This window comes from Pseudoalteromonas sp. H105 (genome assembly GCF_001469215.1).
Taxonomy (GTDB): domain Bacteria; phylum Pseudomonadota; class Gammaproteobacteria; order Enterobacterales; family Alteromonadaceae; genus Pseudoalteromonas.
In genome coordinates this window covers 157,441-184,428 of the sequence record NZ_LOFH01000007.1, presented here as the reverse complement: position 1 = coordinate 184,428, position 26,988 = coordinate 157,441, and the positions used below count along the sequence as shown (strand labels likewise).

Here is a 26,988-nt window from a genome sequence, read left to right as displayed (position 1 = left end):
ATTCAATTTTAGAATCTTCGCTTCAGCAAATAGTAAGCCCACAACTCACCAAGCATAATATTACCTTGCATCTAAAGCGTGACGATTTACTACATCCACTGATTAGTGGTAACAAGTGGCGTAAATTAAAATACAATTTAATTGCGATGAACACTCAAGGTAAAAATGAGTTAGTCACTTTTGGAGGGGCCTTTTCAAACCACATCCATGCCTGTGCCGCTGCTGGAAAAGAATTTAACTTTAAAACACACGGTATCATTCGCGGCCCTGAACTTGATTTAAACAACCCAACCCTACAATTTGCCCAACAAGCAGGAATGCAATTACATCCTGTCACTCGGCTAGAGTACCGTGAGCGTAACAAACCCGATTATTTAACTTCATTACAAACACGCTTTCCAAATGCTTACTTACTTCCTGAAGGGGGCACCAATGAAGCCGCCTTATTAGGGTGTAAAGAACTGGCAGAGTCATTACCACACAGTGATTATATTGTGTGTCCGACTGGCAGTGGCGGCACACTCGCAGGATTAATCGAGGGAGCGAGTCTAAACACACATGTCATTGGAGTTGCAGTACTAAAACAAGCTGAATATTTAATTGACGAGATAAAATCACTGAGCAAACGAGCGAACAGCCAGCATAACTGGCAACTCCTGTGTGATCACCACGGTGGCGGTTATGGTAAGTTTAGTGAGCAGTTATGGCAGTTTTGCCAATCAATGCTCGCTGCTCAGCAATTACCTCTTGAACCGATATATTCGGGGAAAATGATGTTTGCACTATGGCAGTTAATTGATCAGGGGTTTTTCCCATCAGGGAGTAAGATTATTGCAATTCATACAGGCGGACTTCAAGGTTTAAATGGGCTGCGGTATAGAAAGCTTATTTAAAAGTTTTTTAATACAGCGTTACCTGAGTAAACTCTTGTAGTGGTTCCGTAAAGTAGAACCCCTGCGCAGCACTGACACCTACTTGTTTTAACGTATGTAGCTCTTGTTGTGTTTCAACACCTACACCATAAACACCAAGATTGAGTTGTTCAGCTTTAGCAACAATATCACGCACAATCTTTTGTTGCTTTAGTTGCTTGTCGATATTATGCATAAGCTCATAACCAAGCTTTAACCCTCTTATTAGGCTCAGTTGAGGTAAAGATGCAAGCTCATCACTTGTAAGTATGTTATCTATAACAATTGATGCGTTAATTGCGGCAATCTGCTCAAAAGCCGAAGTGAGGTGAGTATGGTGTCGGTTAAAATCCTCTGCAGAGATCTCAAATTGTAACTTATCAGCCCCTTTAAATGTACTAATGATGTTTGCAAACTGTTTCCAAAAGTGAGGATTCAGCCAGTTTTGTGAATGCAAATTAATACTTACTACCAATTTTGTAGGCTCATTGTTAAGTATCGATATAACATGCTCAATCACAGTAATGTCTAACTGTATAATTGATGTATCCGTTTTTAAATGAGGAATAAACTGTCTTGCCGATAATAGCCCTAAAGACTCGTGCCTGATCCTGATTAATGCCTCATGCTGAAGCATCTCTCCTGTATGTAAATCAAAAAGAGGTTGAAAAAATAACGTAAATTTTTTCTTTGCAATATACTCTGGTAAATCTTTACTGCTACTTTTGAGCACTTCAAAATGCGTATGGCTAAAAGGTATTCGCAGTATATGCCGCCACGGGCTTTGCTTTGCTTGCTCTAGAGCTGATTTAGTAAGTTGATAAACAATAGACTGATCCGCGCCTAATCGATAATTACAGACCCCAATTTTAATATTTTTACGCGATAAATCTTGTCGATACACTAACGAAGCCTGAAAAATAACTTGGTGTAACCGGTGTGTATAACTATCAAGCTTAGACTGCGGTACGCCTTGTAATGTAATTGCCAAGCCACCAGAATTAAGCAATTTGACAGACGTTTTAGGTAGTTCACTAAACCCTTTGGTGATCACTACTTTAAAATGGCTTTCTAAATCGATATTTTCGGGAAATGGATGTCCGCAATAAAACAACGAGAATAAATGGTAATTCCCCTGCTGTATGTAATACAGCTTTTCCATATCATCATCTTTTATTGGATGACGTAAAGCATTAGGTACTTCAGTATGTTTGTTACTGGTATGATCCACAATACTTTTTGGTAAGCTTTTAGGAGCAGGGCGAGCTGCTTGGCCAAAATTAATGTCATAGCGATTACAAAGAATTCGCCACCAACGGTAACCCCACACGATTGAACCTATAATAACGAGGTTAAGTAATATAAATATATAGCTTTCGACTACCCAAAATGGCCTGTGATAAAGCGTTAAACTAGTGTTTTCATAACTGAATATGTCACTTTTCTCACCTAACAAAGCAGAAAAATAAAAAGGCGCTGAACCACTCTCGGGCTCAAGCATAAAACCATGAGCACTAACCAATGCAGAAACAATCTCTTTATTGGCAATGACATCTAATTTTAGGTCATGCACCTGATGAGCGAGCTCCACCCCGCCTGCATGTACCTTTTTGTGTAAAACGTCACCCAGTAATAGGTTAAATGCACACATAAATATGAGACAAACAGCAATATAAATACTGAGAGTATTCACACGAACATTTTTCGATTTAATTGCCATAACTAGTACAGGATGATCACTGAATAGTTCAAGTGTTGTTCAAGATCCTTATAAACACAAGGCTTGAAGCCGATTTTAAATGTAATCATGATGCTCAAGTTGTAAAACTTACGCATTTATAATTACCTAACCAGCAATAACTACTTTCTTGGTTGCATACATGTATAACACTGATGATCTAACAAGAAGCGAGAGCAACCAACTACTAAATGTTTTACCTTTTGACCGGCTTATCATCTTAGATAAAAGTGCATTGTCACCTCAACACCGCACACCTTTTTTAGCCGTAGATACAGAAAAGCCACTATACAGTGGCTTCAAAGGTTTTTTCTAAATTTTTAAATTTGTCTTGAATTAGAACGGAATGTCGTCATCAAAGTCAATTGGGGGTTCCATTGGGTTTGACGCGCCGCCTTGTGGTGCATTTTGCGGCTTAGGTGCAAAACCACCTTGTTGCGGTGCATTGGCATTACTGCTTTGTTGCTGGTTATAACCACCACCTGATTGGTATTGGTTATTCTGCTGCGGTGCAGCGGCTGGTTGCTGGCGTGCAGCTGGTGCTTGTTGTGGCGCACTTTGTTGCTGCCCGTAACCACCACCTTGTTGTGGTGCACTTTGTTGCTGGCCATAACCGCCACCTTGTTGTGGTGCGCTTTGCTGCTGGTTGTAACCACCTTGTGATTGACCACCTTGAGACTGGCCACCTTGGTAACCACCACCTTGCTGATCACCACCACGTGCACCTAACATTTGCATTTGACCAGTAAAGCCATCAACAACGATTTCTGTGGTGTATTTTTCTTGACCTTGTTGATCGGTCCATTTACGTGTTTGAAGTTTACCTTCAACGTAAATTTGTGAACCTTTACGGCAGTATTCACCCACGATTTCAGCTAACTTGCCGAAAAACACGACACGATGCCATTCAGTTTTATCGACCATTTGGCCGGTGTTTTTGTCTTTATAGCTATCTGAAGTAGCTAAGGTAATGTTTGCTACACCATTACCATTAGGCATATAACGTACTTCTGGATCTTGACCTAAATTACCAACCAAGATTACTTTATTAACACCGCGTGCCATGGACCTTTCTCCTATTTACGTTAGCTTAAACCTGCCACTTTCCGGGCATGGTCTAGGTCAAATTCTTTATCATTAATCTTTAAATAGCTGCGATTTTCTTCGCACACAACTGTTGCTTCAATTACCCCTGGTAAAGCAACCAATTTAGAGGCAAGCGCTTGTGCTTGCTGCTCTGAACTTAATTCCGTCATTAAGCTAATCATTTTACTTCTAGGCGGGACTTGCATTTGCCAAGCAAGGATAAGCCATATTAACCCAACAAGTGCGGCTGCGGCAAACACTGCTTGCGGGCTTGCTGATTGCGCAACGTAACCCCCTAAAATACCACCTAAAAAAGCGCCAAAAAATTGCCCTGAGGAAAACACGCCCATCGCAGAGCCTTTTTGATTTGCAGGCGCTAAGCGCGAAACGAGCGCAGGCATTGTTGCTTCTAAAAAATTGAAAGCGATGAAGTATGCGAGCATACACATCGCCATACCTATCACTGAGTTAACCCCCGCGGCTAGAGCAACCATGCTCAACACCAGCACAATGATAGACCCTAAAAAAGCCTGCTTTTCTTTTTCTTTGCGAATAGCAATCATCATCACTGGAGCCATTAACAAAAACGCTAAAATCAACACTGGAATATAAACTTGCCAATGTGCTTCAGCCGCTAAACCTTTGACAATTAATTGCCCAGGCAGGGCCACAAAGATAGCGGTCAACGTTAAATGCAGTAACATCACACCAAAATCTAATCGAGCGAGCTGCGAATGCTTAACCAATTTTTTTATGTCAGAAAAACTGGCCAATGTATCGCCTTTAGGCGCTTTATTGACAGCTTTAGGCACAAGAAAAAGTACAATAAATATCCCTAATACCGCTAATATTGCCGTTAGCCAGAATACTCCCGCAACTCCCCAAGAAGCCGCGACCATTGGGCCTAGTAACATCGCAAACGCAAAGCTCATACCTATGCTCATGCCAATTACGGCCATTACTTTTGGTCGCTGTTCATCACGGCTTAAATCAGAGGCAAACGCTAATAACGAACTGGCAATTGCACCCATACCTTGTAACGCACGCCCCACTGTTACCATTTGCATTGAATCAGCCGTTGCGGCAATCACAGAACCTAAAGCAAACACACTTAAACCACCGACAATCACTTTTTTGCGGCCGATTTTATCTGATAACCAACCCATGGGTATTTGCAACACCGCTTGTGTAAGTCCGTAAGCACCAATAGCGATACCAATCCATAGCGGAGAAAAGCCTGAAAGCTGCTGACCATAAATAGCCAATACAGGCATCAGCATAAAAAGGCCAAGCATACGAAATGCAAACACGCTCGCTAAGGTAACTGCGGCACGTTTTTCTCGTGAGTTGAGTGAAGAAGCTGTCATGATTCGCGTGTTCTTGCTGTCTATTAGAATTCGAGGGGGGATTCTATCACAAGCTTAAGAATAAATAATCGCCTCAAAGCGATGATTTTTCATTGATCAAGGATTAATCTTCCCGCGTATTATGAGATACTCAATAAATACATTTGGTAATGAAACGAGATAGCATGGAAAACATTGAAGTCCGAGGCGCCCGCACGCACAATTTAAAAGACATCAGCCTAACCATTCCCCGTGATAAATTAATTGTTATCACTGGCCTATCCGGTTCTGGTAAATCGTCTTTAGCATTTGACACATTATATGCAGAAGGGCAACGTCGGTATGTAGAATCGTTATCTGCTTACGCGAGGCAGTTTTTATCATTGATGGAAAAGCCTGACGTTGATCACATAGAAGGCCTTTCTCCTGCCATTTCCATTGAGCAAAAATCAACGTCACACAATCCACGCTCAACGGTAGGTACCATTACCGAAATCTATGATTACCTTCGTTTAATGTTTGCTCGTGTCGGTGAACCACGCTGTCCAACGCATGATTTACCGCTTGCTGCGCAAACCGTTAGTCAAATGGTTGATACTGTATTAGCATTTGAAGAAGGCAGTAAACTCATGTTGCTAGCGCCTGTGGTTAAAGAGCGTAAAGGCGAACATGTTAAGTTATTAGAACAATTAGCAAGTCAGGGTTATATTCGCGCACGCATTGATGGTGAGGTGTGTGATTTATCCGATCCTCCTACCCTGGAGCTACACAAAAAACACACTATTGAAGTCGTCGTTGACCGCTTTAAAGTAAAAGAAGGTCTTCAACAGCGCTTAGCTGAATCATTCGAAACTGCATTAGAGCTTTCATCGGGAGTTGCGATAATCGCTTCGATGGATGACACAAACAGCGAAGAATTGCTGCTCTCTGCAAATTTTGCATGCCCAACATGTGGCTATGCTATGACCGAACTGGAACCTCGATTATTTTCGTTTAATAACCCAGCAGGCGCATGTCAAAGTTGTGATGGTTTAGGGGTAAGACAGTATTTTGACCCTAATCGCGTGATTCAAAACCCTGAACTGAGCTTATCGGGCGGCGCGATAAAAGGATGGGACAAACGCAGTTTCTATTATTTCCAAATGCTACAAGCGGTTGCCGAGCATTATAAATTTGATTTAGAAGTGCCTTTTCAAGAGCTTAGTAAAGAGAATCAGAAAGTTATCCTCGAAGGCTCTGGCAGCACTAAAATTGCGTTTAATTATCGCAATGATCGTGGCGATTTAATAACACGTAATCATGAATTTGAAGGCGTGTTAAATAATATGAACCGCCGCTACCGCGAAACTGAATCAAACTCCGTGCGCGAAGAACTCGCCAAATACCAAACAAGCCAAGCGTGTCCAAGCTGTAAAGGCTCAAGACTTCGACAAGAAGCACGCAGTGTATTTATAGGGCAAACCAACTTACCTGATATCACCTCGATGAGTATCGGTGAGGCTATGGAGTTCTTTCAAACCCTGACTTTAACGGGGCAGCGTGGTCAAATAGCGGAGAAGATCTTAAAAGAGATTCGTGATCGTCTATCGTTCTTAATTAATGTTGGATTAAACTACTTATCGCTTGAACGCAGCGCAGATACACTCTCTGGTGGTGAAGCACAGCGTATTCGTCTTGCAAGTCAAATTGGCGCTGGCCTAGTCGGTGTAATGTATGTACTTGATGAACCGTCTATTGGTTTACACCAACGAGACAATGATCGCCTGTTACAAACACTGGTTCATCTACGTGATTTAGGGAACACAGTGATCGTGGTAGAACACGATGAGGACGCAATACGTGCCGCTGATCATATTATTGATATTGGGCCTGGTGCAGGTGTACACGGTGGGTATGTTATTGCAGAAGGAACGCGCGATGATATTTTAGCCAGTGAGAAGTCTGTTACTGGTCAATTTTTATCTGGAAAACGTAAAATAGAGGTCCCAGCCCAGCGCCACCCAACTAATGACAAATGGCTTGAGCTATTTGGTGCCACAGGTAATAACCTTAAAAATGTTGATTTACACATTCCATTTGGCTTAATGACTTGTATCACTGGTGTTTCTGGTTCAGGTAAATCAACCTTAATCAACGATACATTATTTAAGCTCGCGCATACTGAGCTAAATGGTGCGACCACGGCAGAAGCAGCACCTTATAAAGAAATAAAAGGGCTTGAGCACTTCGATAAAGTCATCGATATTGATCAAAGCCCAATCGGTCGTACACCGCGCTCTAACCCTGCAACCTATACTGGCATCTTTACGGGTATCCGTGAATTGTTTGCGGGCACACAAGAATCGCGCTCTCGCGGTTATAAAGTGGGTCGCTTTAGCTTTAACGTGAAAGGCGGTCGCTGTGAGGCTTGCCAGGGCGATGGCGTTATCAAAGTAGAAATGCACTTTTTACCAGATGTGTATGTACCCTGTGATGTATGTAAAGGTCAACGCTACAACCGTGAAACCTTAGAAGTACAATATAAAGGTAAAAACATTCACCAAGTCCTTGAGATGACCGTTGAAGATGCGCACGACTACTTCGATAAAATACCGGCCATTGCGCGTAAACTAAAAACATTAATGGATGTAGGGTTATCTTATATTCGTTTAGGCCAAGCTGCTACAACACTGTCTGGTGGTGAAGCACAGCGCGTTAAACTTGCCCGTGAGCTTTCTAAACGTGATACAGGTAAAACTTTATACATTCTTGATGAGCCAACGACCGGCTTGCATTTTGCTGATATAGAACAATTATTAGTTGTACTGCATCGCTTGCGTGATCATGGCAATACCATAGTCGTGATTGAGCACAACCTTGATGTGATAAAAACAGCAGACTGGATTGTCGATTTAGGCCCTGAAGGAGGTGCCGGAGGTGGTGAAATTCTTATTGCCGATACACCAGAGAAAGTAGCTGAATGTGAGCGTTCACATACTGGGCATTATTTGAAACCATTACTTTAATACATAATATTAAAACACCAAGCAGTTTAACTGCTTGGTGTTTTTTATGCATAACACTTTACATTTATTGGTGTAATCGCTTCCTACTCATCCCAACTAATTTGTATTATCTGCATATCCTTGTACTTAGCACCAGTAAATAAAATTTCGTTATCTGAACTCACTTCAAAAGCAATAGGTCGAAAATCGACGTGCGTATCTTGAATGGTTTGCTCCTGTAAATTAAGCCTAGCGATTCTCGAAATAGAGTCGGAATAGTAGAAATAGTCTTTGCTAATCCCATATACATTGGCTTTTCTGGCGCTTTCAGGTAACTCCCAACTGTGCTTATCTGCAAGTCGAATTAACTGATTATGGCTGACAGCATACGCGTTGCCTTCATTATCTGAAATGAGTTTATTGGCATTCATTCCCTCTATTACACGGGTATCTCGAGTGAGTAAATTAAGTTCAGCTACGTTATTTTTTGAGTCAAGCTGCTCAATATAAATAATGCTTTCGTTATTTTTCGACCAAATATAACTGACTATTTTACGTCCGTTAAATTCGTCTAGCGGATAAAGTTTTTGAGCATTTACATCATAAAAAGCATGGCTTTTACCTTTTACCAGTAATATGCGCTGCTTATTAGGGGAGACGCTTAGCCCTCGTAACATATAAGTCGTTGATGCGCCGTCATAGTCAAAGAAACTCAGTTGTTTTGTAAGTCCATTTTGAGAGCTCCATAATTGACTACTGCCAGAACGCTCGGATACAAAAATATGCGCTGGCCCCACTTTATTAATTACCTCAACAATGTTGTAGTCATCTTTATCACTTTTATACAATGGCTCATATTCAGGGTTATCGCTAAAAAGGTTGGTCGCTTTAATTAACGAGTATGCTTGTGTTTTATTGGCTGAATAAAACAGGCTATTAGCAGATTGAACCGCAATGTAATAAGGTGAAATTGCAGGTATAACCGAAAATGTCCGTGTAACAACATTATTTTTATCAAATACTATGCTTGAGAGATCAGAGTCTTCAAACACAATCACGCCTTTATCGTTTGCAAGCCAGTCAAACGCGAAACTAATTGATCTTCTCTTCGCCTTAAATAACCGCTTAGTCTCACGCGTTGTGAAGTCGTAACTAAATACAGAAAAAGGCAGGCCTTTTTGACTCAATATATACGCTATTTTATTACCTGAATGAGATAGACGTGGCAGCATCACACCATACATTACACCTGGCGGCGGAATAACTATGGACTCCTTTTGTAATGCCAAATCAAATTTATATAAGCCTGAACCGTCTTGTTCATTCTTATACTCAGTATAATAAATATGCTCACGCATTTGATCTACTTGCGCATAACCTGTGTATCTTAAGTCACATTTTTTTATACGTTGAGCGTCTCCAATTATGGGAAACTGGCTTAAATCAACCAATACCATTTCGCACTGTTGCTGTTTTAAGTTTGTCGCTTGTAATAGCACTGCATGCTGGTTTAACTGCCATGATAAAACGGACACTTGAAACCCTGGGTACGTAAGCTCGACTTCTCGTTGATCTGAAAGACGCTTAACGAATGCACGATTAAAATCCCCTTCCGGCTCAACATTTGTATAAGCTAAATATTGTTTATCTGAGGATATCTCAGGGTGAACTTCACTGCCTATATTCCAGGTACTTGCGACCTTATTCACCGTGATCTGTTCAACCTTTTCTGCAGAAGAGGGATTTATAAAAATAAACCCTAACCATACTAAAAAGCACAGGCAAGCAGTGACTAAACAAACATAAGGCACTAACTTTTTAATCGTCTTACTTTTAACCGGTTGCGAAATAATTGTCTTGGCAGCATTTTCATTTACTGTATTTATAATCGTGGTTTCAGGCGACGGATTTGCTGGTTGCTCACTTTCATTCGCTTGCGCTAAGTTCTTTGGTATTACAGTTAAGCTGTAACCTTTTCGGTAATGTGTTTTTAAAAGGGGTGCTTTTTCAGTTGGGTGGGCGAGCTGCTTTCTTAACTCTGAAATTGCTCGGTTAATCGCATTATCATCAACAAAGCTTTGCTGCCACACATTCTCAATTAGCGTTTGACGAGAAATTATTTGCTGAGGCTTATTTATAAAATGCAGTAGTAACTTAACTAAAAGTGGATCTAATTCCCTTTCTAAGTTATCTGAAGTAATCACACACCGATTACTAATAAATTGCCAAGGTCCGATTTGATAATTCATAGTCTTTACGTATTTTTATTTTTGTAAACCGTACCACATCTACAGATTATTTTGTAGAAAAAGCATTTTAAACCTTATATTGGCAATATAAGGTTTAAAGATAACTCACTAAATTAAAACAAATAATTAATCATGAAACCTTATCTATTAATTGCTCATAACTAGATAAGCGACTCTTAATAAATTCAGCGATATTCTTTAAACCGTCATCAACAAGCAGCTTAACAACAATCATGTGTGATTCTAAATTAGCTGCAATTAAAAATATAAAAGGTTTAATTATGAACAGCACAATGAAAAAAACTTTACCTGCTTTACTACTAGCCGCCGCGTTTAATACTACTTCAGCTATCGCAGTTGATACAAAACAACATGCTTTTCACGTAAGCCTTGAGCAATGCATGATTGGTGAACAGATAGAAACAACCAAGCCAATGAATGAAAAGCAACAAGCGACCAACAAAATAGACACAACAGAGTCTTTAACAAGTTATGTTGATACGCAAACGCTACTTTCTTCAATAGATGAAAAAATAACAACAGAGCTTGACTCTTCAATGAACAAAATAAACGCACAAATTGATAAAAACCTTTCAAAAGTAACATCGTCAATTTCTGCTTATTTCAGCGCTGCACTCTCTAACTAAAAACAATTAATTTAAAATTAGATTAAGGAATCACCATGAAAAACTTCACAAAAAAATTAGTCTCTGCAAGCGCTTTACTCGGATGTAGTTTCATAGCCAATTCAGCACATGCACAAAGCTCTGTATGGCAAATAAGCAAAGGAAATGACTCGCTATTTATTGGCGGTACAGTACATATTTTACCTAAAGCTGAAATGCCATTGCCTGCTGAGTTTGGCCATGCTTATGAACAAGCAGATACGATTATTTTTGAAGCGCCTGTTCCTGACCCTGCTGATACCAATGCACAAATGCAAATGCTAGGTGCGCTGTCATACACAAATAACGAAACGCTAAGTCAGAAACTAGAACCCGAAGTTAAAGTCTCACTTGAAAATAAGCTTGGTGAGTTTGGCGCTAATCTCGCTAAATTAGATGGTTTTCGCCCTGCGATGGTGAGTATTGTTTTAATGTCGATGGAACTGCAAAAACAAAATTTAATGGGTGAAGGGGTTGATGCTTACTTCACAAAAAAAGCCACTGAGGATAATAAAACAAAAAATTACTTAGAAACAATGGAGTTTCAACTAGCGCTATTTAAAACAATGGGCCAAGGTAACGAGAATGACTTTATTAAACGTAACTTAGCTGAAATGAATAACTACAGTGAGATGTTTAAAGGATTATTAACTGCGTGGCGAGAAGGCGATACCGATACACTAAATAAAGTCGCACTTGAAGATATGCAGCAAAATGATCCTAATAGCTACAAACAGCTTATTGCTGATAGAAATAATGACTGGTTACCAAAAGTAGAAGCCATGTTTAACAACGATAAAAGTGAGTTTGTACTGGTTGGAGTCGCACACCTTGCAGGTGAAGATAGCTTGTTGACACTGCTTGAGAGCAAAGGTTACCGCGTTTCTTTAGTGGAAGTTGATAGCACAGTAGATGTAACGGTCAAAAGGGCAGAATAATGGATAAAACCGACAAGCTTGCTATATCGCTGCTGCTTATGTTCAGCTCTGTGATGCTAAGTTGTGTTCTATAAAAAATGCCGCTAATAAGCGGCATTTTTTTATAGTCTAATTAAACTTATCCGCGAGGAATAAAACCTAGTGCATAGTATACCGATTTAAGTGTTTTCTCGGCACGAACACTGGCTTTTTCTGCACCTGACTTCATAATGCTATTAAGTAATGTTTGATCTTCACGAATTTCTTTGAAACGAGATTGAATTGGTTCGATCATGCTGACAACGGCATCAGCAGTGTCTTTTTTAAGGTGACCATACATTTTATCTTCATATTCAGGAACAAGATCTTCTATTGAACGCTTAGTCGCAACAGACATTAGCGTTAACAAGTTAGATACGCCCGGCTTTTCAGTTCGATCAAAGTAGATACGCGCTTGTTCATCTGAATCTGTGACTGCTTTTTTCAGCTTTTTCTCAATCTTTTTAGGCTCATCGAGTAACATGATGTAACCATTCGGATTATCATCAGATTTAGACATTTTCTTGAGCGGATCTTGCAGGCTCATCACTCGCGCACCGAGCTCTGGAATATACGGTTGAGGCACCTTAAATACGTCACCATATAGATTATTAAAGCGGTTAGCGATATCACGCGTTAGCTCTAAATGTTGCTTTTGATCTTCACCCACAGGCACTTGATCCGCTTGATACAATAAAATATCAGCCGCTTGTAGAACAGGGTATGAAAATAGCCCCACGTTGACATTATTAGCATGCTTTGACGATTTGTCTTTAAACTGCGTCATGCGATTTAATTCACCCATTTGGGCATAACAGTTTAGCACCCATGCTAACTGTGCATGCTCTGGCACTTGTGATTGTACAAATAAAGCCGCTTTTTCTGGGTCAATTCCGCAAGCTGCATACAAAGCGACACCGTCCAGTACGCGTGAACGCAGTAATTCAGGCTCTTGACGAACAGTGATCGCGTGTAAATCAACCAACATAAAGTAACTTTCGTGGTCTTCCTGTAGCTTAAGCCACTGGTTGATAGCGCCAACATAGTTGCCTATTGTCATACCACCGGTTGGCTGAATGCCACTTAACACTACTGGTTTACTCATGATGTTCCTTTATATTACTAAAATAAAAATACTGTGGTTAAAAACACGTAAATTGAAAACGAACCTACCTCTGGGTAAGTACGGGTATTATATCTAAGAATGTATCACAGAGGTACTGTGGATTGTAATCACTCAGGTTTTCACCTTGGTTATAGCCATAGGTCAGTGCAATTACATCAATGTTTGCAGCCTGCGCTGCTAGAATATCGCTTTTTGAGTCACCAATCATTATTGCTTGGCTTACTGGCACGTTTAATTGCTTACACGCAAACAGAAGCGGTTCAGCAGATGGCTTTTTAGCCATATCATCGCCACACACGATCACATCAAAGTGTTCCGATAAGGCAAGTTTATTAAGTAGCTTTTCAGTAAACCGACGCGCTTTATTGGTCACAAGTGCCTTTGGTGTATTACGTAAGGCTGCAAGGCCTGTTTCAACATGTTGGTATAGTACACTGTACTCGCCAACTTGTTGCGCGTAATGCCCATAAAAAATCTCGATAGCTTTGCGCGTAAGTTGCGCATCTAACTGCTCGCTTATTTGCATATCTCCACTTAAACCTCGCTTTACCAGCGTGTCGATACCATTACCCACCCAGCTTTCAACCAGTCGCTGACTAACGATGGGGAAAGCAAGCTCAGACAACGTTAAGTTCATGGCAATGTATAAATCATACACACTGTCGACTAAGGTGCCGTCTAAATCAAATAAAGCCGCTTCATACTTCATTACTTAACGCCCTGTAATTGCACTCGCATTTGGTCAACAACGGTTTTATAGTCAGGCTGATTAAAAATGGCTGAGCCTGCAACAAACATATCGGCACCTGCTTGTGCAGCCGCCGCTATATTATCAACCTTTATACCGCCATCCACTTCCAAGCGAATTTTTCTCCCTGAATCATCGATAATTTTACGGGCTTGACGCAGTTTCTCTAAGGTATGAGGAATAAAACTTTGACCGCCAAAGCCTGGATTAACAGACATGAGTAAAACCACATCTAACTTATCAATAACATGCTCTAAGTAACGTAGACTCGTTGCAGGGTTAAATACGAGGCCAGCTTGGCAACCACAATCTTTAATAAGCTGTAAGGTACGATCAATGTGTTCACTTGCTTCAGGGTGAAAAGTAATAATTGATGCACCCGCTTCAGCAAACTGAGGAATTAAACTATCAACTGGCTTGACCATTAAATGCACATCAATCGGTGCTGTCACACCGTAATCTCGCAATGCTTTACACACCATAGGTCCAATCGTTAAATTTGGTACATAATGGTTATCCATAACATCAAAATGGACAACATCCGCCCCAGCATTGAGGACATTCTCAACATCTTCACCTAATCGAGCAAAATCAGCGGATAAAATAGAGGGGGCGATAAGATATTTTTGCATTGTTTCTAGCATGGGCAATCCTTAGAGTCTCTTCAAAACATACTAACAAGTTATACTTGCAGAATTTTAATGCGCATAATGTAACAAATAACCTTAACCCGGGGGAAATAATTCTATGGCGATCAACCGGCAAATTGCATTCCTCGCATGTATTTTTGCTATTACTAAGCTACTTTAAACTTAACTGACTAAGCGAGTATTGATAAATAAATATGAGGATGGCAGCTTATTCAAATTCTAATCGCGCTGTCACATTAAATTTTTAGCACTTTTTGTTAAATGCATCCACAATATAAATCCTTCCTATCAATAAAACATATTTACTTAGGAGTTAATAATTTAGCGAGGCAATGGATGAAATAACGCACTTGCTCTATCCGGTTAATTGCAACTATCAACTTTAAAACAACTTACCATAAACATTAAGTTTACTTTAACCCTATAATATCATTGATTTTTTACATTTAATAAGGAAAATTAAGTTTGTTATTTAAACAATTATTATGTATGCTTAAATAAGTAACACCTTAATGGACTAGTAAAATGCAAGCTTTTAAAATTGGGATATTAACTGCGACTGCTATAACTATCGGTACAATAAGCTTTTTATCTAAAAGTGATGCTGAACTTCTTGTATCTAATGATTGCCAATGTAGCTCAGAACACTTTGTTAAAAATGCGGCCCATTGCATGAATGCAGAACAAGAGTCTAGTTGGATGTCGTGGATAACAGGTGATAGTCGAAGCGCTCAGTTTCATTACTTAGACCTTTTAGAGCTACTTACACGTTCTGATGAACCCCAAAAAGCACGCTCACTTAGTCCTCGATTTTAATAGATGCATCAGCTGCTAAGTGCTTTTCAAAGCGTAATTGCAGCGTTTTTTGGAGTGCAATCTGAAGGTAAGCGTGAATCAGACTTCAAACAACACTCCCCTTTATCTATTATTATTATAGCTATCATGCTGTTTTTTATATTTATTGCCGCTATCTTCGCTGTTGTTTCTTGGGTTTTAAGTACATAGCCATCAGCTCGTCTACCTTGTTTCGAGAACCACCTTTAGGACTAATTGTTCGTTTTACTTGAATTTTATCCAATGATGCCTGACTGTAAATCTTACGCGTCCAGACTGTATCGTGGTTAGAAATGAGCACCGGCGTATTTTTTTCAAATGCAGCTTGTTCAGCAAGGTTTGCTAAATTAGCTTGATCATCTAGGTTGAATCCTCCCTTTGCATAAGAAGTAAATGAAGCGGTTTTACTTAAAGGCACATACGGTGGATCACAGTAAATCACTGCATTGTCTGGAACTAGTTTAAAAACATCATCATAGCCTAAACAGGTAAATGTTGCCTGCTGCGCTTTATTTGCGAAGAAGTGCATTTCTTTTTCAGGGAAATAAGGCCGTTTATACTTTCCAAAAGGGACATTGAAGATGCCCTTTAAGTTGTAACGACATAAGCCATTATAGCCGTGGCGATTCATGTATAAGAACAAAATCGCGCGCTCATAAATATCATTACTTTGATTAAACTGCACACGATATTCGTAATAAGCTTCGGGATGATTGTTTATATCTACAAACAGCTTTTTAGCATCACTTATAAATTCGTCTGGAGAATTTTTCAGCTCATTATAAAGATTAATAAGGTCTGCATTGATATCGTTCAAAATATAATGTTTAAAATGCGTGTTGAGAAATACAGATCCAGCGCCTACAAACGGTTCAACTAACGTATCAGCATGCTTACTTGCAGCATCCAAGCGTGTGCTGATATCTTCAACTAAGCTGTATTTTCCGCCGGCCCATTTAAGGAAAGCTCTGGTCTTTGTTTGCATTGGCTCTTTACTTAAAACTGATATGGCCGCGATTTTACACTAATCAGTATACTTTTACTGATCTAGTAACGCGATTTCTTGTTTTATTTTACTGATTCTTTTATAAAATGGCTGATTGTTAAGCACAGCTTTAGGTAAGGTAGGTGTAACTTCTCGTGCCGCATTTAAACTTTCGTAACCACCGTAGGTAACGACCCACCACTGCTTATTATTACGTTGTGTTTGATAGATTTTTGCCGAATCGCTTAACTGCTGCTCGACAACAAATTGCTCAGCAATTGCTTGCTTTGTCACTGCTAGCAACTGAATAACAACAGTATCATCAGCTTGCGAAGTAAACCATGCATTATCAGCAGGTAAAGACACAACAATATCAGGCTTAACCGTGTCTGCGATACCTGTTTCAGGCGCAACTAGTGGCTCAAGCTCGTCGGCAACTATGTCTGATTCATCCGGTGCAACAACAAGGCTGCCAAAAATTGCAGCAACATTATTTTGATCTTCTTGTTCGTGCTCGCTTGGTGATTCCTTCAACGGTTGTTCGTCTTCGCTTACTTGCGAATCGCTCTTCGCAGCTATAACTTCCAGGGTAGAGGAAGGTGCTGACTGCTGTTTAAAATCATCAACCGCAATCGCTGTTGGCACATCTTCTACCACTTCTTGTTGGTATATTGCTTGCCACCAGTTGGTCATATCTGATTTATACAAAAAGCCAATAATAAGTAACATAATGATCAGCATTAAAGTGATTAAGTGTAATCGCCAAGATACTTTATCTGCGACTTTAACCTCTGCGCTATGCTCTACTGATTGCCACGCTAATAAAAGGCTTGGATTACCATGAGACTCTTTTAGGAATGTTTGAAAAACAGGGTCTTCATCCAATGGTAAATCTTTAAAATACCAGCCCATCAACTGCTTACTCTCGGCAATTGAGAGTGCCTCGAGGTGAATTTCGACAGCATTACTGAACTGACCTACCGATTGAGATGCCACTAAAATATATAATGTTGTTGGGCTTTTTTTAGCTAATATAGCTAAGTCAGCAGCCATTTCATCAGAAATATGACGGCCCCCATCAAGCACCCACAAACAGGGTCCACAATTTTGACTGTTGACTAACTGAAAGAAATTATCACTTAGGGACAAAGTTTGATCTATTAACGGAGCACGAAAGCTTTGTTCTAACAGTTCACTCATCAGCTGCGCGTCAGTCATACGTGCACTAACTTGTACAAACGCTTTGTTAAAGTCGTTATATTTATCCGTGATGAACGTTTCTAAAAGATAGCTTTTGCCAAGCCCTGAAGGCCCCAAAAGAGTAATTAAGTTTTGCCCGTACTCAAACTGTAGGGCTATGCGATCAACCAAGGCCGATCGGCTTGGTAAGATTTGTGACTGCATTAGCGTCCTATTAAATCACGAACCTGTTGATCTGATACATTATCAACGAGCGCACATTGGCCAAACTCGGTGGGTAGAATAAAACGAATAGTCCCCTTTTTATTCTTTTTATCTTTACGCATATGATGCAAAAAATGCTCACTATTCATCACTTCTGGTATATCACACGGTAAATTATATGCTGTAATTAAAGCGGTGATTTTTTTCACTTCAGCCGCAGTCAAATCACCACGTGTATGGGCTAATTCTGCAGCCAACACCATGCCTGTTGCCACTGCTTCGCCATGCAACCATTTACCATAACCCATTTGAGCTTCAATTGCATGAGCGAAGGTATGCCCTAAATTAAGGAGAGCACGTAGGCCTGCTTCTTTCTCATCTTGTGCAACAATCAAGGCCTTGATCTCACAGCAGCGTGATATAACATGCTGAAGTGTTTCTTCATCCAGTGCGTGTAACTGAGCTATATGATTTTCTAAAAAAGTAAATAACTCGGTATCGTAGATAAGGCCATACTTAATAACTTCGGCCATACCTGCCGCAAACTCCCGCTCAGGTAACGTATGCAATGATTGAGTATCGATAAAAACAGCTTGTGGCTGATAAAATGCCCCAATCATATTTTTACCCAACGGGTGATTGACGGCAGTTTTGCCACCAACAGAAGAGTCAACTTGCGATAACAAAGTTGTCGGTACTTGGATAAAAGGGATACCACGTTGATAACAGGCAGCAACAAAGCCAGTCAGATCGCCAACCACACCACCGCCAAGGGCAATTAAGCACGTATCTCGGCCGCAATTATTTTCTAACAAAAATGCTGAAATCTTTTCAAACCACTCTAATGATTTGAATTGCTCGCCGTCAGGTATAACAAAATGAAGTGGGGTTAAATCAGCTAATAACGCCATTGCATCATTTAAATACAAAGGTGCAATGGTGTTATTAGTGATGAAGATAGGACGACAATCACCTAAGTGCTGACGTAACCTGTCTGTGTTATGAAGTGCAGATTTGCCAATATATATAGGATAACTACGCTCGTCTAAATTAACAGTTAATTCAAGCATCGCCAGTATCCTTTATTATTGGTTTTTAAAAATCTAATTTCTCAATGATTTGATTAGCAACAACTTTCGCGCTTTGCTCATCAGTGCGTACAGTAAAATCAGCAACTTCTTTATATAGCGGCTCGCGTTCTTCAGCTAGACGCTCTAATACGTCACGAGGTGCTTCTTCTGTTTGCAGTAATGGGCGACGCTTGTCGCGCTGCGTACGTGCAACTTGCTTTTCAATTGGTGTCTCTAGGTACACAACGATACCACGAGCTGAAAGCTTATTTCGAACTTCTTTACTCATCACTGAACCACCACCAGTTGCAAGTACAATACCTTGCATTTCGGTTAGGTCGCCAATGACGCCTTCTTCACGAAGTCGAAAGCCTTCTTCACCTTCAAGGTCAAACACCCATGCTATATCAGCACCTGTACGGCGTTCGATTTCTTGATCAGAATCGACAAATTCAAGATGTAATTGGTCCGCAATGTGACGACCAATTGTGCTTTTGCCAGCCCCCATAGGGCCAACTAGAAATATATTACGTTTTTCAGCCATATCTTTTAGTACAAACGAACTCTAAAATTTGAAATAAAACCCCGCCTAACGACCTGGCCCCAAAATTAAGGAGGGGATTATCTCAGTAATTGATTGGGTATTTCAAGTCAAATAGAACAAAAAGACAATTAACGAGCAATTAAAGTTAAAAATTGCCCGTTATGTTAAAGAAACTCGACTTGTTTTAGTCTATTTGAATTTTCGGGGTAACGAAAATTAACAATTCTTTCTTCTCATTAAACTCACTCGTACTTTTAAAAAGCGTTCCCAAGTATGGAATATCACCAAGTAAAGGCACTTTTTTCACTGAGTTTATAATTTGCTGCTGGAATATACCACCAAGTACCACTGTTTGACCATTTTCTACCAATACTTGAGTTTGAATCTCTTGAGTATCAATTGAAACAGCTGAACCTGTTGGCGTTTGAACGGTATCTCCACGCGTATCTTGCGTGATTACTAAATCCAATATCACTTTATTGTCAGGCGTTATATGTGGGGTTACCTCAAGGCTGAGTACCGCCTTCTTAAAAGTAACCGTTGTTGCACCACTTGACGCAGACTCTACATAAGGGATTTCTGTCCCTTGCTCAATACGTGCTTTTTGCTGGTTAGCTGTAGTAATACGTGGACTTGCAATAATTTCACCACGGTTTTCCTCTTCTAGCGCCGTTAGCTCTAAATCGAGCAATGTGCCATTTGCTAACTTAGCAACGTGCATACCTATGCTACCAGCAGCACCAGTTATAGGTAAGTTAACGTTTAATCGATCAGAAATACTTGGAATAGTGCCATTTGATATCGTATTTGCACCTTCAAGCGTGCCTGATATACCGTCTGTTCCTTGTTGATCACTAAAGCCCCAGCGCACACCCAAATCTTCTTTGACATTATCACGTACAGTGACCATGCGAGATTCGATGACAACTTGTTTGACTGGTATATCCAATGTTTCAACCATTCGACGAACACTTTCAATGCTCTTAACAGTGTCTTTAATTAGCAATGTATTTGTTCGTTGATCAACAGAAACACTCCCTCTTGGGGTAATTATACTGTTGGTGTCTGTTTTTAATAAATCAGCAAAGTCTTCCGCTTTTGCGTAATTTAAACGAATATACTCGCTGTATAACGGCTCTAAATCTTCAACTTGCTGCTTTGCTTTTAAATCTTTCGCTTCTCGCGCTGCAAGCTCTTCTGATGGTGCAACCATTAGGATTGAACCATCCATCCGCTTATCGAGGCCTTTTACACGTAAAACCACATCAAGCGCTTGATCCCAAGGCACACCATTTAGGCGCAAAGTAATATTACCTGTTACTGAATCACTCGTTACAAGATTGAAATCATTATAGCCTGCGATAATCTGTAAGACTGCTCTAACAGAAATGTCTTGGAAATTTAGCGTCATTGGTCGGCCAAGGTACTCTTTACCGCCATCTAAAAATGAGCGCTGAGATGCATCTTTTTCCACGGTCAGTGAAAATACATTTTCAATTTGCTGGAACGTGTACTTAAAGGCAGAGTTTGGCTCAATAACAACACGGCTTTTATTATCTTCTTTAAAGGTTTCGATTGAGCTCACGATTGTGCCAAAATCAAGCACATCTAGTTCATAAAGAAGATCATCTAAGATATCAGTGTGATGAAATTCAGCAATGATCTTACCTCCACTTTCATGCACATCGACTGCTGCCTGAGTATCTTGTAGAAAAACTAATACACGGGCTTCGCCTTTTTCACCTCTGCGAAAATCTATTGATTGGATGGTGTTTATATAACTAGCCGTATCATCTGTTGAACCATCAGAACTATCGCTCTTTGCGCTACTCAGCATGTTGTCTGATACATGCAATGACACAAGATTATTTTTGACCGTTGTTTGATAAATCTTCAAGCTATCCATGTGTACTGTAACGAGTAACATGCCCTCTTTAACGTGACTTGAAACCTTTTCAATGCCCGCTTGATTGATAGCAACTTCTCCAAGTTCTTTTTCTACACTGGAGCCCATAAAACGCATTTCAATACGTGCTGGGCTATTGAACACTTGAATATTTGGTTGTTGTGTTATTTCTTCATCAAATACCAGCTGTAACTCCGTTTCTCCTTCAAGCAACGGATTATAACGAATATCATAAAGTAATGGCTCTGCAAAAGCAGAGTGTGTGACAAACAGTGTAATAGCAACAAGCAACGCTTGTTGAACCCTATTACGCCAAGATACTCCCTTACGCATTTTAATTTTACCTTTATTATTTTTAACTTGCGTCATCAGTCGTCGCCTCTAACATTTCAAGTTTAGTCAGGCGTTCTTTCCAACAACCAGATCCATCGGGTATTAGCTCTAACAATTCAATATAATCGTTCTGAACATCTTTTACTTCACCATGGTACAAACCGAGATGATAGCCAACGGTTACACGGTGTAAAGTCTCATCTGCCGCTTTAATAAGTGCCCACATGTCTCCTTGGGAGCCTAAAGTACCTTTCATCGCCAAATTGTCTAACGGGTACTTTTCTAGTGGTTCGCGCGTTCTGTCAGGATCAGGATGAAGACAGTTTTTAATTTGTACTAAGTTGCTTTGAATAATTTCAGGCTGTGGCGCAACAAACGGACTACGTAATTGCCCGGCACTGTAATCAAAGTGTTCAAACTGAGTTAATTTCGGTATTTCTTCTACTTTTGGCGTTGTGCTGGCTTTTACTTGATCAATAAACTCCTGCTGCTCTGCAGTATCATCGTTACATCCCGTTAAGGCAACTGTAATCAATACAGTCAGGGCTATTTTTTTCATTGTTTAGTCCCTTTTTGTGTATCGCCTTCATAACGGTATGTCTTTGCAACAACGCTGAATGTCAGTTTTCCTGAATTGTTACTTGTTATCGAAAAATCATGCAAACTGACAATTCGCGGTAACTGAGCAACTTTGCCAACAAAATCACCAAACTCATGATAGCTACCTACCACCTCAATTTTAATCGGTAACTCAGTATAGAATTCTTTTTCAATTTCTGGCAGCCAACCAATTTTTAAAAATGTTAAACCACTCGTAGTGCCAACATAGGTTAAATCATCTAATAAGCCTGGTGTTTCATTTGAAGTCGGTAAGCGACGTAGAAGTTGCGAAAACTTATCTTCCATATCGACCATTTGTTTACGATAGATTTCTAAATTACTGGCTATCGCATATTTAGTACGGTAAGTATTACGTAGCTCAACTTCTTTAGCGACTGCATTATGATAACTATCTATTTCACTGGAAACTAACAAACTATAGCTAAAAAATAATACCAGCGCAGCCACAAAAGCCCCGCAAATCATCTTAACAACTAAGGGCCAGTCGCCAATATTTTCAAGCTCTATTTCGTTCCAATCGATTTCTGTTAGCGCTTTAATATCTAGGTTCATTATTCTTTTTCACCTATTTTATCAAAGGGTTTTACATAAAACTCCATATTGAAATCGCTTAATAAACGTGATGAATTTTCACCAGCAACAATACCTTGCATGCTTGGTTTTTCTAATAGGTAGGAGTTTTGCACTTGTCTAAGCATACTCGACAATCGATTATTAGACTCACTTCGCCCAATAACTTGAATCGCACTGCCGCGACGCTCTAGTTTTGTTAAGTACACGCCACCGGGGACGATTTTAGCAACCTCATCCATGATCTGTGTGCCTAAATTACGGCTACTCTGTAAATCTTCAATAAGTCGCATACGTTGCTGCAAGCTTTCTTTTTTTCTATCTAGCTCACGTATTTCTCGTATTCTCATGTCCAATTGGGCTATTTCAGTGTTCAAGAAGTTGTTTCTAATATTTTGACCATCACGCAAGCCGCCATAGTAAGCACTCAACATATACATACTCAAAAAACTAACTAAAACCACTAAAAACAAAATCGTAGCAAACTTATTTTGCGATTGTTTACGCTGCTGCTCACGCCAAGGGAGGAGATTTATATGTGGCATGATGAAAAGCTCCTTAAAGCCAACCCGGTTGCAATCGCGAATTGAGTTCGATGACGTTGCATCACATTTCGATCAACTCTGGGTGAAACATCCATATTTTCGAATGGTTGAGCAATAATAGTATGAATGCCAAGTTCTTCAACTAAAAGCCTGTCTAAGCCATCTATCATTGCTGTACCGCCAGTTAGCACGATGTAGTCTATGTGCTCTTTACCGCTGGTAGTTAAAAACATTTGTACTGCTCGGCGAACCTGCTGCAGTAAAGAAGTTTGAAAAGGCGCTAACACTTCAAAGGTGTAATTAGGTGGAAGGTCACCTGTCGTCTTGCCTATTTCAGCTTCATCAAAGCCTTTATTATAATAAGATACGATACTATTGGTGTATTGGTCACCACCAAAAACTTGATCCCTTGTATAGATTGTTTCGCCGCCAAGAACCACACTGACCAGCATGAGCACTGCGCCAATGTCTATCATCGCAACACATTTATTAAATGCATCACTGGGAAGTTGTTGATAGTAAACATCCATAGCACGGCTAAGTGCGTAACTTTCTACATCCACTACTTTAGCCACCAACCCCGCACTTTCTAATGCCCCTACGCGTGCTTCAACACTTTCGGTTCGCGCAGCAGAAAGCAACACGTTCATTTTTGTCGGATCAGCTTCATTAGTGCCTAACTTTTCAAAGTCTAGGCTAACTTCATCCAATGGGTAAGGAATTAGGCTATCTGCTTCGATTTCAATCTGTGATTCAAGCTCTGCATCTGAAAGCGTCACATCCATAAATATAACTTTTGTTATCACTGTTTGGCCAGAGACAGCGACGGCAGCCGATTTTGCTGATTTAGGTAATTTACGTTTTAGTTTCGTAATAATATTGCCTATCGCCTCAATGTCTTGAATGTTTCGTTCTGACATTGTGCCTTTTGGCATAGGCTCAATTGCTAGGGCCTCAAGGCGATAGCCAGTTTCCGTTTCATTCAGTAACACAGCTTTAATGGCATGCGAACCGATATCTATCCCTATCATCATTGATGAAGACTTATTCAGTAATTGGCTTAACATGTTAGCAACTTGGCCTTTGTTTTAAGAATAAACAAGTTATAATTTTTATCTGAAAAAATATTATTCATTTTTTAATCAATATATACTATCAGCCTACGATTCTAATTGGGAGTCCATTTAGGGAAAATATAAGTGATTTTATTCAAGCGAACTTTACAATTTATTATCATTTGCATCTTTTTGGGGCTAATTACTTTAGTCAGCCTTTATTATTATGTTAAATCTGATATCCCTAGCGTGCAAGTTTTAAAAGACGTGCAGTTACAAACTCCTATGCAGGTCTTTTCCCGCGATGGATTGCTTATCAATCAATTCGGCGAAAAACGCCGCATACCGGCTCGTATCGATGAAATTCCTCAACCACTTATAGACGCGCTGTTAGCAACTGAAGATTCTCGGTTTTATGAGCACATAGGTATTGATCCCATTGGTATTGTTCGCTCCGCTATTGTTTTAATTTCCACAGGTGAAAAGAAACAAGGTGCAAGTACAATTACCATGCAGCTAGCGCGAAATTTCTTTCTAACGAGAGAAAAAGCATACATTCGTAAAGTAAAAGAGATATTTATTGCGCTGCATATTGAAAATCTGCTGACAAAAGATGAAATCCTCGAGCTTTATCTCAATAAGATTGAACTGGGCAACCGCGCTTTTGGTATTGGCGCAGCTGCACAAGTTTACTATGGTAAATCATTAAACGAATTAAACTTAGCACAAATGGCGATGATTGCGGGGCTACCAAAAGCCCCTTCTGCATTAAACCCTATTCGTAATCCTGAACGCGCTAAAGCACGCCGTAATGTTGTGTTAGGCCGCATGCTTGATGAAGGCTTTATTACTCAAGCAACATTTAACGAAACCGCTAGCCAACCAATTACAGCTCGTTTTCATGGTGCAGAAATTGACTTATATGCGCCTTACATCTCTGAGATGGTTCGTGCTGAAATGGTCAACCTCTACGGTTATGAGCGCGCCTATAATTCCGGGTTTAAAGTATTTACAAGTGTGGAATCAGACGTTCAAGCTGCAGCTCAAAAAGCACTTGTAGATAACTTGCATGCGTACGACATGCGTCACGGCTACCGTGGTGCTAGCATGCAACTTTGGGATAGTGCAACCCAACCACCTTTAAGCCATGATGCAATTATTAAGAAGTTAAAACCACTGGCAGAAATTGGTCCGTTATTAGCCGCCGCTGTGTTAGAAGTGAATGAGCAATCAGCGCAAGTCATTCTCAAAAATGGCGAACAAACCATGCTCGCTTGGGATAATCTAAAGTGGGCACGCAAATATATAACTCGCTATCGCCAAAGTTACGCACCTAAAACCGCATCAGAAATTTTAACGCCGGGCGATCAAATTTGGTTGCGTAAAAACGATGATGGCAGTTACATATTGAGCCAACTTCCTGAAGCTGCCAGCGCGCTTGTGTCTCTTGACCCTAATGATGGTCGCATCAAAGCAATAGTCGGTGGGTATAGTTTTGAGCAAAGCCAATATAACCGAGCCGTACAAGCAAAACGCCAAGTAGGTTCAAACATTAAGCCTTTTATTTATTCAGCTGCTTTAGAAAATGGTTACACATTGGCTTCTATTCTCAACGATGCACCTATCAATCAATGGGATAAAAGCTTAGGGGTTGCGTGGCGTCCGAAAAATAGCCCAGCAGTTTATAATGGCCCTATTCGTATCCGTCGCGCACTCGCACAATCAAAGAATGTTATTTCTGTGCGCTTACTCCGTGGCGTAGGTTTAAACCGCACAGCAGATCACTTATTAAAGTTTGGTTTTAAAAATGATGACTTAAACCGCAGTGAATCCCTTGCTTTGGGAAGCGCAGCAATTACGCCGCTAGAATTAGCTAGAGGAATGAGCGCATTTGCCAATGGTGGCCATTTGATAACACCGTACTTTATCAGTGAAATCCAAGATTCTGCCGGTAATGTGCTTTATAAAGCACAACCACAGTTAGCATGCGATACGACTGACTTATCCAGTCAAACAAGTTCGCTAGCATTAAATGATATCAGTGATGAAACGGCCACGAGCTCGCATACTTCTTCGCAATGTGCGCCTCGTATTGTATCAAAGCAAAATGCATTTCTAATTGCAGACGCGATGCACAGTGCTATTTGGGGAGGCGGAAGCTGGGCACATAAGACAGGGTGGAGCGGCACAGGTTGGCGCGCACAAGCATTGAAACGCCGTGATTTATCAGGTAAGACAGGCACGACTAATGATTCTGTCGATACCTGGTTTAGTGGTTTTAACCGTAACGTAATGACCACTGTGTGGGTGGGTTTTGATAACCCTGGTAACCCACTTGGACGTTCAACCTATAATAGTAACTTAGATAAATCTCAGATATCAGGTGCAGAATCAGGCGCTAAAACAGCGCAACCTGCCTGGGTCGACTTTATGCGAGTGGCGTTAAATACAAAACCTGAAGCCCCGATAGAACCCCCTGAAGGGTTAGTGTCTATTCGTATCGATCTTGCTAGCGGTTTACTCAGCCAGAAAAACGATCATACTAGCCGCTTTGAGTACTTTGAAAAGGGCTCATCCCCGACAAAGTACGTGATTCAAAATACAGATGATGTTTTTGAAGACACAAAAACGGAAGAAGAACTATTTTAGGCTCAACGATTTA

Annotated in this window: 24 protein-coding genes; 8 read left to right on the top strand and 16 right to left on the bottom strand. The window is 40.3% G+C overall.

The annotated features are described in order from the left end of the window. Window positions 1-5 precede the first annotated feature (5 nt). On the top strand, window positions 6-893 hold the full coding sequence (locus ATS75_RS13350; protein ID WP_414858289.1) for a 1-aminocyclopropane-1-carboxylate deaminase/D-cysteine desulfhydrase: 888 nt from the start codon (window positions 6-8) through the stop codon (window positions 891-893). A 7-nt stretch (window positions 894-900) separates the two neighbouring features. On the opposite strand, the gene ATS75_RS13345 is transcribed toward ATS75_RS13350, so the two are convergent. Then, a complete protein-coding gene (locus ATS75_RS13345) occupies window positions 901-2,631 on the bottom strand; it encodes an EAL domain-containing protein (RefSeq protein ID WP_082665481.1) in 1,731 nt (576 codons plus the stop codon). 160 nt (window positions 2,632-2,791) lie between these two features. On the opposite strand from ATS75_RS13345, the gene ATS75_RS20455 reads away from it, so the two are divergent. Further along, window positions 2,792-2,965 carry a hypothetical protein gene (locus ATS75_RS20455; RefSeq protein WP_161936901.1) on the top strand — a complete coding sequence of 58 codons (174 nt, stop codon included), beginning with the start codon at window positions 2,792-2,794 and terminating at the stop codon, window positions 2,963-2,965. Between the two features lie 20 nt (window positions 2,966-2,985). Here the strand turns inward: ATS75_RS20455 and ssb are convergent, their stop codons facing one another. Beyond that, the gene (gene ssb / locus ATS75_RS13340) at window positions 2,986-3,714 is read right to left on the bottom strand and encodes a single-stranded DNA-binding protein (protein WP_058560915.1); all 729 of its coding nucleotides are present in this window, start codon (window positions 3,712-3,714) and stop codon (window positions 2,986-2,988) included. A 20-nt stretch (window positions 3,715-3,734) separates the two neighbouring features. Then, a complete protein-coding gene (locus tag ATS75_RS13335) occupies window positions 3,735-5,102 on the bottom strand; it encodes an MFS transporter (protein ID WP_058560914.1) in 1,368 nt (455 codons plus the stop codon). A gap of 164 nt (window positions 5,103-5,266) precedes the next feature. Between ATS75_RS13335 and uvrA the strand changes: the two genes are divergently transcribed. Beyond that, entirely contained in the window at window positions 5,267-8,086 is a 2,820-nt protein-coding gene (gene uvrA / locus ATS75_RS13330; RefSeq protein WP_058560913.1) for an excinuclease ABC subunit UvrA, read from the top strand. A gap of 83 nt (window positions 8,087-8,169) precedes the next feature. Here the strand turns inward: uvrA and ATS75_RS13325 are convergent, their stop codons facing one another. Then, window positions 8,170-10,314, bottom strand: a complete 2,145-nt coding sequence (locus ATS75_RS13325) for a transcriptional regulator (protein ID WP_058560912.1) — start codon at window positions 10,312-10,314, stop codon at window positions 8,170-8,172. Between the two features lie 293 nt (window positions 10,315-10,607). Here ATS75_RS13325 and ATS75_RS13320 point away from each other — a divergent pair, with 293 nt between their 5' ends. Beyond that, entirely contained in the window at window positions 10,608-10,961 is a 354-nt protein-coding gene (locus ATS75_RS13320) for a hypothetical protein (RefSeq protein WP_235591181.1), read from the top strand. Between the two features lie 35 nt (window positions 10,962-10,996). Next, the gene (locus ATS75_RS13315; RefSeq protein WP_058560910.1) at window positions 10,997-11,917 is read left to right on the top strand and encodes a TraB/GumN family protein; all 921 of its coding nucleotides are present in this window, start codon (window positions 10,997-10,999) and stop codon (window positions 11,915-11,917) included. 118 nt (window positions 11,918-12,035) lie between these two features. On the opposite strand, the gene trpS is transcribed toward ATS75_RS13315, so the two are convergent. The 3 genes from trpS to rpe form a co-directional block, all read right to left on the bottom strand. Then, window positions 12,036-13,040 carry a tryptophan--tRNA ligase gene (gene trpS, locus ATS75_RS13310; RefSeq protein WP_058560909.1) on the bottom strand — a complete coding sequence of 335 codons (1,005 nt, stop codon included), beginning with the start codon at window positions 13,038-13,040 and terminating at the stop codon, window positions 12,036-12,038. Window positions 13,041-13,104: 64 nt separating this feature from the next. Continuing rightward, window positions 13,105-13,770: a phosphoglycolate phosphatase gene (locus ATS75_RS13305; protein ID WP_058560908.1), complete on the bottom strand. Its 666-nt coding sequence runs from the start codon at window positions 13,768-13,770 to the stop codon at window positions 13,105-13,107. Then, window positions 13,770-14,453 carry a ribulose-phosphate 3-epimerase gene (gene rpe, locus ATS75_RS13300; RefSeq protein ID WP_058560907.1) on the bottom strand — a complete coding sequence of 228 codons (684 nt, stop codon included), beginning with the start codon at window positions 14,451-14,453 and terminating at the stop codon, window positions 13,770-13,772. Before rpe ends, ATS75_RS13305 begins: the two co-directional genes overlap by 1 nt. 531 nt (window positions 14,454-14,984) lie before the next feature. Between rpe and ATS75_RS13295 the strand changes: the two genes are divergently transcribed. Both ATS75_RS13295 and ATS75_RS13290 read left to right on the top strand, forming a co-directional pair. Continuing rightward, entirely contained in the window at window positions 14,985-15,275 is a 291-nt protein-coding gene (locus tag ATS75_RS13295) for a hypothetical protein (RefSeq protein WP_058560906.1), read from the top strand. Between the two features lie 3 nt (window positions 15,276-15,278). Further along, window positions 15,279-15,464, top strand: coding sequence for a DUF2970 domain-containing protein (locus ATS75_RS13290; RefSeq protein ID WP_058560905.1), 186 nt, complete (start codon window positions 15,279-15,281; stop codon window positions 15,462-15,464). On the opposite strand, the gene ATS75_RS13285 is transcribed toward ATS75_RS13290, so the two are convergent. The 9 genes from ATS75_RS13285 to ATS75_RS13245 form a co-directional block, all read right to left on the bottom strand. Then, entirely contained in the window at window positions 15,427-16,278 is an 852-nt protein-coding gene (locus ATS75_RS13285) for a Dam family site-specific DNA-(adenine-N6)-methyltransferase (RefSeq protein WP_058560904.1), read from the bottom strand. The genes ATS75_RS13290 and ATS75_RS13285 overlap by 38 nt on opposite strands. 54 nt (window positions 16,279-16,332) lie before the next feature. Next, the gene (locus ATS75_RS13280) at window positions 16,333-17,682 is read right to left on the bottom strand and encodes an AAA family ATPase (RefSeq protein ID WP_058560903.1); all 1,350 of its coding nucleotides are present in this window, start codon (window positions 17,680-17,682) and stop codon (window positions 16,333-16,335) included. After that, complete coding sequence (gene aroB / locus ATS75_RS13275) at window positions 17,682-18,752, bottom strand: 3-dehydroquinate synthase (RefSeq protein WP_058560902.1); 1,071 nt, start codon at window positions 18,750-18,752, stop codon at window positions 17,682-17,684. Before aroB ends, ATS75_RS13280 begins: the two co-directional genes overlap by 1 nt. A gap of 25 nt (window positions 18,753-18,777) precedes the next feature. Continuing rightward, window positions 18,778-19,296 (bottom strand): shikimate kinase AroK, encoded by a 519-nt coding sequence (gene aroK, locus ATS75_RS13270; RefSeq protein WP_054204874.1) that lies wholly within the window; start codon window positions 19,294-19,296, stop codon window positions 18,778-18,780. 184 nt (window positions 19,297-19,480) lie between these two features. Next, a complete protein-coding gene (locus ATS75_RS13265) occupies window positions 19,481-21,571 on the bottom strand; it encodes a type IV pilus secretin PilQ (RefSeq protein WP_058560901.1) in 2,091 nt (696 codons plus the stop codon). After that, window positions 21,558-22,094, bottom strand: a complete 537-nt coding sequence (locus ATS75_RS13260) for a pilus assembly protein PilP (protein WP_058560900.1) — start codon at window positions 22,092-22,094, stop codon at window positions 21,558-21,560. The genes ATS75_RS13265 and ATS75_RS13260 overlap by 14 nt, the downstream gene beginning before the upstream one ends. Continuing rightward, a complete protein-coding gene (locus ATS75_RS13255; RefSeq protein WP_058560899.1) occupies window positions 22,091-22,708 on the bottom strand; it encodes a type 4a pilus biogenesis protein PilO in 618 nt (205 codons plus the stop codon). The genes ATS75_RS13260 and ATS75_RS13255 overlap by 4 nt, the downstream gene beginning before the upstream one ends. Further along, entirely contained in the window at window positions 22,708-23,271 is a 564-nt protein-coding gene (locus ATS75_RS13250; protein WP_058560898.1) for a PilN domain-containing protein, read from the bottom strand. Before ATS75_RS13250 ends, ATS75_RS13255 begins: the two co-directional genes overlap by 1 nt. Continuing rightward, the gene (locus ATS75_RS13245) at window positions 23,259-24,338 is read right to left on the bottom strand and encodes a pilus assembly protein PilM (RefSeq protein WP_058560897.1); all 1,080 of its coding nucleotides are present in this window, start codon (window positions 24,336-24,338) and stop codon (window positions 23,259-23,261) included. The genes ATS75_RS13250 and ATS75_RS13245 overlap by 13 nt, the downstream gene beginning before the upstream one ends. Before the next feature lie 132 nt (window positions 24,339-24,470). On the opposite strand from ATS75_RS13245, the gene ATS75_RS13240 reads away from it, so the two are divergent. Next, window positions 24,471-26,975, top strand: coding sequence for a penicillin-binding protein 1A (locus tag ATS75_RS13240; RefSeq protein ID WP_058560896.1), 2,505 nt, complete (start codon window positions 24,471-24,473; stop codon window positions 26,973-26,975). The last annotated feature ends 13 nt before the right edge of the window (window positions 26,976-26,988 follow it).